Below are 9,160 nucleotides of genomic sequence, written 5' to 3' on the forward strand. Positions count from 1 at the left end.
GCTGCATGTGGCGTAAATGGGATGACATAGATGAGAACGAGCAGCGTAAGAATGAGTTGAACAATTATTCTTGGTTTCATTCGTACCTCCTTCAACGGATACCTTCCGTTAATTAAGCTAGACATTCCCTAGGCTAAAAGCTAAAAAAGAGGGGAGTATTTCACTCCCCCTTTATTTATTAGTCCATCATTCTTGATGCAACAAACGCAAGGTCGTCAACATCGATTTTGCCATCAGCCACAACGTCTGCCTTTTTCGCTTGCTCCCAATCCGGGCTGTTTGTATCTTTGCCATAGTTCGCTRCCACAATTGCCAAATCCCCAATCGTTACTTTCATATCATTCGTGAGATCGCCTGGAATGCCTGGAATCGGTGCAATAATCGCTACGCTGTAGCTCGAAGCTGCTGCTTGCGCCTCTCCGCCTTGCGCATCGCCGAGAACTGCCTTCGATACCGTGATGGTACCTGTTGTATTTTGCTTAACAACTTTAGCTCGGAAAGTCAGCTCCACAACTTGTGCATCACCGCTAACCGCATGAGCTATGCCCTCGCTTACAATGATCATTCTCAGCTTGCCTGCTGATTGCGTAATCGGCTCTATCATGGTGACGCCGTTAATCACGGATTTTGCAGATACGAACTCCAAGGTATTTGCATCATAATCAACAGTCACATCTTGGGCCAATGCCGCTTGTGTTATGTTTTTCAACCCGTATGTGACTTTGAAAGACTCACCGGATTGTACGCTGCTGCCCCCCGTAAGTTCTGTCGAAAGAACCATTGGTGAAGCCGCAATTTGCACCGTGATAACAGCCTCATCAGAATCAGCTACGCCGTCATTTGCTTTGAATGTAAACGAATCTGTTCCCGTTGCGCCTGGGTTCGGTGTATACGTGAATGCACCTGTTGCCGGATTCGTAATCACCGCTGTCCCCTTCGTGCCGTTGACAGCAAGTGAATAGGTAAGTGCATCCCCATCATAACGGCTGACCGACAAATTGCCATTATATACAGCGTCTTTCACCGTATTCACAGTTGTACTTACTGCTGTAGGACTCTCATATAACGAGAGTGAGAAATCGTCGATATACGCCACTTTTCCATCGTTGCTCGCATTTGTATTTTTCCATGAATAAATGTTCGCAGATGTATTTGCAGCGCCTGTTTTGAAAATGATTTTACCTTCTGAATAATCCAGTGTACTTATTGATTTTGAAATCTGGCTGCCGCCGTAATTTTTGACGCCAATACTTTGCATATTGCCGGCATCCATCACTTTAATCCAGCCTCTAGCTACATAGTTCGTATTCGGCGTCAAACCGCTTACGACTTGTTCAGCACCTGAATTATTGCTAACAAACTTCACGGCATTGCTGCCGGAATGTACATTGGCTGGATCGCTAATGATTGTGGCGCCTGTACCATAGAACGAAGTCCATCCTGGAGGCGGCGATGTTGTACCAGCTTCGAATCCACCGTTTTGGAGCAGATTCGACTGCGCAATGGCAACAGTGACTGTTCCGATATTAGAATCGAGTAACCCATCAGACGCTTTGAACGTGAAGCTATCGTTCCCTGTCGCACCTGGATTAGGTGTGTAGACGAAGTCGCCAGTTGTACTATCCAACAGTTGAACCGTACCTAAAGAGCCATTGCTTACGATTGAAAAATGTAGTTGATCGCCATCAGGGTCGCTTGCAGTGAGCTTTCCTGTTACTGGGCGGTCTACTTTTACGCTGTATTTCCCATTCGAGATCAATGGACGGTGATTCACTCCCGTTGTCTCGCCTTGGTATTCGAATGCGCCAATATCCGCAAATCCTTTGTATAACGGATTTCCTTCATAATCTTTACCGCCATTATTAGTCATCGCTATTCCTGCATTAATGGCAGGTGAGTCTGGCTGCAGTTCATAAGCATTGGCTGTTGCCAAACCTGATCCTGCACCACCTGGATGTACAAACTTAGGTTCAGCTGTCACCTTGTTGGCATCGTTAGGCTCATTGGCAGGATGGACGCCACCCGCTTCATAGAACACATTGTTGCTGAACAAAGCATTGCTCCAACTGTTGTTCAGCCAATTCGTAGGTGTTGTCGTGTTCGTGTTATAGAAAATATTGTTATAGAAACTATAACCGCCTTTCACCGTGTTGCCTGAACCCATAATTTGGTTTTTACTGCCATCATAATAAAACACATTATTGTAAATGGAGCCCGTTGTTTTCTCATCAAAAGCAAAGTGTCTGAATATAATGCCGTCGTTCTGACTGACGTTGTAGCGCAATACATCGTTCTCATTAGTACCCATCAGGAGCATAAAGCCCATCGGATTGTCATGGCTGTAATTGTATTGGTAAACCGTATTAATCAGGAATTCGTCGAAGTCAAAAGCGCATCCGTCCTGATTATTAGCGGGACCTCCCGTTACCTCGTTATACTGAATGAGGGTGTTCTTGGCGACTGCCAGCCAAATCCCTGCGATGGCATTGCTGCTCGCAACCCGCGTACCGAATTTGTTCAAGTAGTTATATTCCAGTACAGCTCCATCCGTATCCCGTAAAATAATGCCGTCACCGCCCACATCTTCCATGGTGTTGTGCGCGATGTAAAAACCCGTGTTCCAATTGCCATATTTAAATGTAGCTGTCGTTGAGAATGAATCGTCGCCGACGTAGTTCGCATGAGCCGCAACACGAATGGCAACGCGATCGACTTTGCGGATCGTGTTATTTTCAACCTTCACATCATTGAATCTAGCTGATGTTACTTGGCTTGTTGGAGCTGTTCCTTTGACAACGCCGATGATGCCGCCATTTTCTTTGGGTCCTGCGTTGTTGTTGCCATCAATGTCATGTACATAACAGTTTCGGATATAAATGTGGTTGTATACCCGATCACTTTCATTGGCATCGATGGTAAAGAAAATACCCGCTCTTAGCGCAGCAGAATCGTTATTCTCGATCGCAAAATTGTCATCATTTGTTATTTCTAGATTGCTCAGCTCCCAGTATTCCTGATTTTTCAGAAACACAGCCCCCGAGTTGTAAGTCGTCGTTGAGTTGTAAATCGTTTGATCGAAATTATTCCCTTGCCCGTTAATAAGAGGTCTGTTGCCTGTGCCATATTGGTCGATGATAATCGGGCTACCTTCCGCCCCTGAACCTTTCGGCCATAATTGACCATTCCATGCATCGCCTGCTTTGAGCAAAATCTTGTCACCGGGAATAAATGTCGTGCTGTTCACTTTATTCAAAGTTTTCCATGGTGCAGCTGCGCTTAATCCATCATTCGCGTYATCGCCGGAAGAGGAACTCACATAGAAGGTATGGCTGCCTTGACCCGAGATTTGAATAATCGTTTGACCGACGACACCGCTGCCGTCTTGTGCTGTTGCTTTGACAGTCACGGAGCCATTGTCAATCGCTGTTAACAATCCCGTGCTGCTAATCGAAGCACTTCCTGTCCCATTCTCTACCGACCAAGCTACGTTGGAGGTTGGCGCGCCTCCTGGCTGAGCACTCGCTCCCATTTGGAGYTGTCCTGCACGCGAAGTGATCTCCGTAGCTCCACCTGCTCCTGTCACCGTCAGAGAAGTCATTTTGACATCAAATGTTACCTGCAAAATATTGCTTTTCGCACCGCTTGGATCATTGGCAGTTGCTTGAACTTGCACGTTGCCAGCTTTAACTGGTGTAAGAACGCCCGTGCTCGAAATCGTTGCGACATCCGCTCCTTGCAGGATCGTTATTAAAGCGCTACTCGATATTTCCGGCTTAACCGTGGAAGTAGCCGTTACTTTGACGGTCCCATTCCCCTTCGCTGACAATAAGCCCGTTGCCGAAATCTCAGCGCTGTTCGTTGGCGTACCGTCTGCATTTTCCACTTTCCATGTCACCATGGAAGGTGCGCCAGCAGGATTTACAGCCGCTGTCATTTGCAGTGTACCTGCATCATCTGTAATCGCTGCCGCTCCGCCTTGACCTGCTACGGTTAATTCTGCTAAATCAGCAGTCGTAACCGGTATCGACAGTGTCGCCGAGAGACTTGTTCCAAGCTGTGTCGTTTTAATATCGTCATAATAAGTAACGGCATTATTAGGTAACCAATTGCCGAGCAAAGCGACGTATTGGTATTTCGTTTCCGCTGTTGTCGTACCAACCAAAGTTCCATCGATGTACATCTTGGCATCGGTCCCTGAAGTCAGGTCCCATTTGAACTCATGCCAGGCTGGCGTTGTTCCACGATTCACGGATGAAGGAGAAAATGCGGAAGACATCAATCTCGTAGTAAATTTAGTCCCAGAGCCCGTGGCTCCATCCCAATGTTCCCCCATGAGCAGCCCAGCTGATACATTTACAGCGCCAGATGTGGTTTTGGTACCTACGTAGATATTGTTTCTAGACTGATCAGAAGGGGAAGTTGCCCCAGCGGACCCATTATAAAACCATGCCGTAACAACCCCATTCAGAGCTGCGCCCATATCAACTCGTACCGTATTCGTTGTTGGTCCAGTACGATTAGCACTGTAAGTGCCGCTATGCGCTGGAATGCCAGTCCCTGTTTTGGCCACTACTGCTGTTGATGTTGTTGTCGTGGCACTCGGGTCGTAAGTAAAGCTCCCGATGTTACCGCTTTCAAACCCCTCGAAATATTTCACATCCAAATACTTGATATCCGCTTTGACATCCACAGGCACATTGCCCGCAGAGCCATCGTACGTCAAAATGCCAGTGGCATCATCGATCGTTACACCTTGAACGGTTGAGGTGTAATGAACACTGTTAAGCTCAGGATCTGTTGAACTAGAGGCAATCGTCTTCTTCAGCTCTACTTCTGTTCCATTGCTCATGTGAGCCATTACCTTAAGCTGAACTTGCTCGCCGAGCGTCGCAATCTGCGCTTTGTCAGCTACCACGTAGGTACTCACTACTGTAGGTATTGCCGATGGCGATGGAATAACTGCCGCATAGGCTGTAGGGCTGCTGATGCCGAGAGGTAAATTCACCACATTGACAGCCAAAAGCGAAACAACACCGAAAGAAACAGTGCGTTTAAACGTTTTAATAAAGTGCATGATTCACGGCTCCTTTGTATCGTATGAGAAGCTATAGTCTTCTCCATATGATACAGTACGTATTGTCCAAATCGTGTGCATTATCTTTACTTTTTCGTTTAAATTCTTTACTTATTTACTACGAGAGATTCGACAAAATTTTCAACAAGCTTGCACTCATGTAGAAAAATGACACATTTTGTATCATCAATCATACACTTTTGCGAACAATTAAAATTAGAGGTAAAAGGAGATCAGAGAAACTATCTTCTCTGATCCCTGCACTTTTTCATTTATTCAATGATTTTCGTCGCAATCGCTGCGAGATCATCGATGTTAATGCTACCATCGCCATTGACATCGGCTGCCTTCACTACCTGCCAATCTGCACTCGCTGATGTTTTACCATAATTAGCAGCTGCAAAAGCAAGGTCGCCAATGCTGACTTTGCCATCATGGTTGATATCGCCTGGGGTGCCCACCGATATATTCACTCCTACCGATGACACAGCTGCTGCTGTTTCTGCCCCCGTGCTGTCAGCCAGCGTAGCGTTTGCTACAGTAATGGCTGCTGATGCCGATTGCGAGACAGACTTTGCTCGGAAGGTTACTTCAAGCAGTGGTGTTTCTCCCGTAATCGCGTTCCCAGCACCTTCGCTAGCTGAAATAAGACGTAATTTACCAGAGGTATTCTTTGTTACAACAAGACTTACTTTCTCTTTGACCGATTTGGCCGATACGAACTCCAGTAGGCTCTCATCATAATTTAACACAAAATCCTCAGCGTAAACTTGGCTCGTTACCTTGTTCAGCCCCAAACGAACAACGAATTCGCTACCTGGAGCTACGGAGGAAACACTGCTCAGCGTCGTCTCCGCACTTGAAGGTATTGCCGCTTCCACAGTCACTTGACTTGTCGCCTTAAAGCTTCCGTCAACACTGGTGGCTGTAATCGTAACCGTCCCTGGTTTAACTCCGGTTACAACCCCTTTGCCCGCTGCATTCTCCACACTCGCTACAGAAGTATCACTGCTGCTCCAAGTGATATTCTTGTTGCTCGCAGTCGCTGGCAGTACAGTAGCAGTCAACTCTGTCGTCTGTCCTTGTTTAACTGTTGCGGCAGATTTGTCGACCTGCACTCCCGTCACTGGAATCTGCACAGTCGTATCCTCGCGCACCGCACTTTTCAAATTCGGCAGCGTTTCTTGACCAAGCGCATTGGCAACTACAGCTGTTTCCAACGATGCAGTGGCTGACTCATCTTGCGATGTCGCTTGAATCTTCAACAAAGCTGCATCTGGCGTAATGCCGTTGTCTGCGCTTAGTACGATTCTCGTACGTCCGTTAGCCGACTCGCTTCGAAGCACCTTCACGCCCTCTTGAACGGATTCTACGGCCGTTACATTCAGCCCGTTCGTCGCTACGACGATGTCCATCGCTTTGGCGGGGGATGCCGTATTGCTAACAGCCAACTCGTAATACTTAAGCTGCTGCGTTGTTGGTGTTACCACTTTAGTCAGCTGTAGATTTGGCGCATCCGCTTTGTTTTGATCTTTCTGTGCCACGAACATGCCATTAATTCCTTGTGAATCACCGATGGATACGTTAATGCCTAACCCCTTCAATACCGTTGCAGCCAAATCTTTGGTCGTTCCACCTTGCAAGATTTTCTCCTTGCCTGTATCCGTTGCAACCGTTCTTCCGTTAGCTGCAAAGAAAATCGTTGTCGCCAGCGGTGAATCCTGACCGTGTGAAGTTGCGCTTCCCAGCGTCGTATTGGCGTTCTCCGTGCCTCCGCCGTGATCCGGCAGCATGACAATCAACGTATCATCGAGCAAGTTTTTATCACGTAGAGAGTTAACAACAGTTCCTACGTTCAGATCCGTTTTCGTCAACTGCTCGTAATACTGTTTGGTGTAGAATCCGACACCATGTCCCGCATGATCCATATCGTCAAATTGGATGAACATGAGCGACGTATCGAGCGCTTTTCCGCTAGCCACATATTGCGCGAAAGCAGCTGCGTCTGCTTCATCGCTTCCTGTACCGATTTCGACGCCCACAGACGGCTCAATATGTCCGTCCAAAATATTTTTCCACTGCGCGAAAGCGACCATTTTCTTATTAGGCAAAGCTTCTCGTATCTTCTTGAAGACAGAAGGATATCGGGAGGTTTCCGAATAATAAAACATTCCGCTATCGTCATTGTTGATTTGATGTTTGCTAAAGTCAACCCCATTCAACATAGCACCCCAATTGGGGGACGAACTTGATGGCAGTGTCGTTTTGGCCGTGTAGCTGGCAGCGCCTTTTACAATGAGGCTACGCAGGTTAGGTGCGATCTGCCTGTTACCGACCTGCTCCTTCAGGGAGCTTGGGGTCTCCCAATACGGCGCATTTGGCATCACGGACAAACCGCCGCCATCCATGCCAATCACGACAACCCTTTTATACGGAAAGTACTGTGCGTTGGCGGCAATTGCGTTTTGCAATTCTGAGGAATTACCCAGAGCAAGTGCAAGATCTCCTACCGTAACGACACCGTCCTTATTCAAGTCTTCTGTTGCTTTTGGGTGGATTTGCACGATTTCCGGTTGTGAAGTAAACGAATCATTGACCATTTTGGTGGCACCGGCATAAAACTCTGCTTTACTTACTTGAATTTGTCCTTGCCCAGCATCCGCTTTCGTTTTGAAAAAGACTTCAGAAATTCTCGATTTGCTGTATTCGAGCGGATTGGATTGGCCATATACGATACCTCCCGGAATGGTCAACTTCACGATGCCCGGGGTGGATGTATCTGTAGATATCGCGTTCGTTGCGCTTACGAACTCGAATAAGTTGCTGTCATAGGCCAGCTCAATAACTGATTTATCCACTGCCGTGCTCATCGTTGGCGTACGAAGATCCAGATTGACTCGGAAGGTACTTCCTTGAACCGCATGTTCAGCGCCTATTAAGTTCAGCGAGCCTTTAAAGTTCTCATTCACCTCTACCGGAGGCGCACTATTAAACATATCCCCGACTTCCTGTGCAGTGACGGCCCGTTTAATAACCTGCATTTCGTCCACTTGCATATCAAATGTTGGTACCTCGTAATTGCCTGTACCATCGTTGCCAATCATCGTGGGCAATCCGGAATCAATCGTTCCCGTTCTGCCAGCAATATTCATACTACTCGATATGCTTTGGTATAACGTGCCGGTTTTCACCGAAATCGCTACTGGAATTCCGTCTCTATAGAAATCCGCACGCCCGGTCGTTCGATCATGAGAGACAACGATGTGATGCCATTTCCCGTCAGCTACATTCGGAATCTCCGCATCGGCCCGGGAACTGCCCTGCGTGTTATAGTTCCATTTCAAACTATTGTTCGGCTGTAAAGACAAGGCATAACCTACATTGCTGCCGCTCGCCCAGTTTTTGTTAGCAATAACTGGCGGATCGCTTGATACACCAGGTGATTTCACCCAGAACGCCAATGTAAAGTTAGTGCTCGTGCCGAATTGTAAATTAGCTGGATTGCCCAAATTCACATATTGTCTATTCGCACCCGTTGAGTTGAGATTAAGTGCTTTCCCTTCTCTTCCCGACACATAGGTCGGATTTCCCACTGCTGTGACATTGGTTGCGTTTGTGGAGCTGTCGACTGCATTGTCCTCAAACTTCAATTGAAGCGCAAGGTCCGAAGCAACGACTGCGGCATAGGCGGTTTGCGCCATGAATGGCAGCGTAGCCGTCAAACCAGAAGTTGCTAAAAGTGTAGCCGTTAACGTAGACATGAATACCTGCTTAAACGTTACTTTCACTTGGACTTCCTCCCGAATAAAGAAATGTTTTTGCTGCTTGTAAACACGTTTACAAAACCAAAACAATATAAATACACATAATAACAACTAGTTACTCTGTGATCTTATGCGAGGAAAGGAGAATTAACAAGACTTTCATCGAGAATTTACAAAAGAAAAACAATGTAAAAACACACAATAACAACTGGTTAATATGTTATTTTATTAAAGAAAACATGTGATGACAAGGCTTTCGACAAAAGCTCCCACAATATGTTTTTTCTCGTCTTCTTATGCTTGAATGAGTGAGTATATGGAA

General features: G+C 46.7%; 2 protein-coding genes. Both read right to left on the reverse strand.

What is annotated here, in order from left to right; translation table 11 throughout:
* Window positions 1-178 precede the first annotated feature (178 nt).
* Window positions 179-5,074: an Ig-like domain-containing protein gene (locus AC1DUA_RS21400; RefSeq protein ID WP_477501698.1), complete on the reverse strand. Its 4,896-nt coding sequence runs from the start codon at window positions 5,072-5,074 to the stop codon at window positions 179-181.
* Between the two features lie 272 nt (window positions 5,075-5,346).
* The gene (locus AC1DUA_RS21405; protein WP_477501699.1) at window positions 5,347-8,862 is read right to left on the reverse strand and encodes a LamG-like jellyroll fold domain-containing protein; all 3,516 of its coding nucleotides are present in this window, start codon (window positions 8,860-8,862) and stop codon (window positions 5,347-5,349) included.
* Window positions 8,863-9,160: the final 298 nt, after the last annotated feature.

The sequence above is a fragment of the Paenibacillus sp. 01T422 genome (assembly GCF_056398785.1).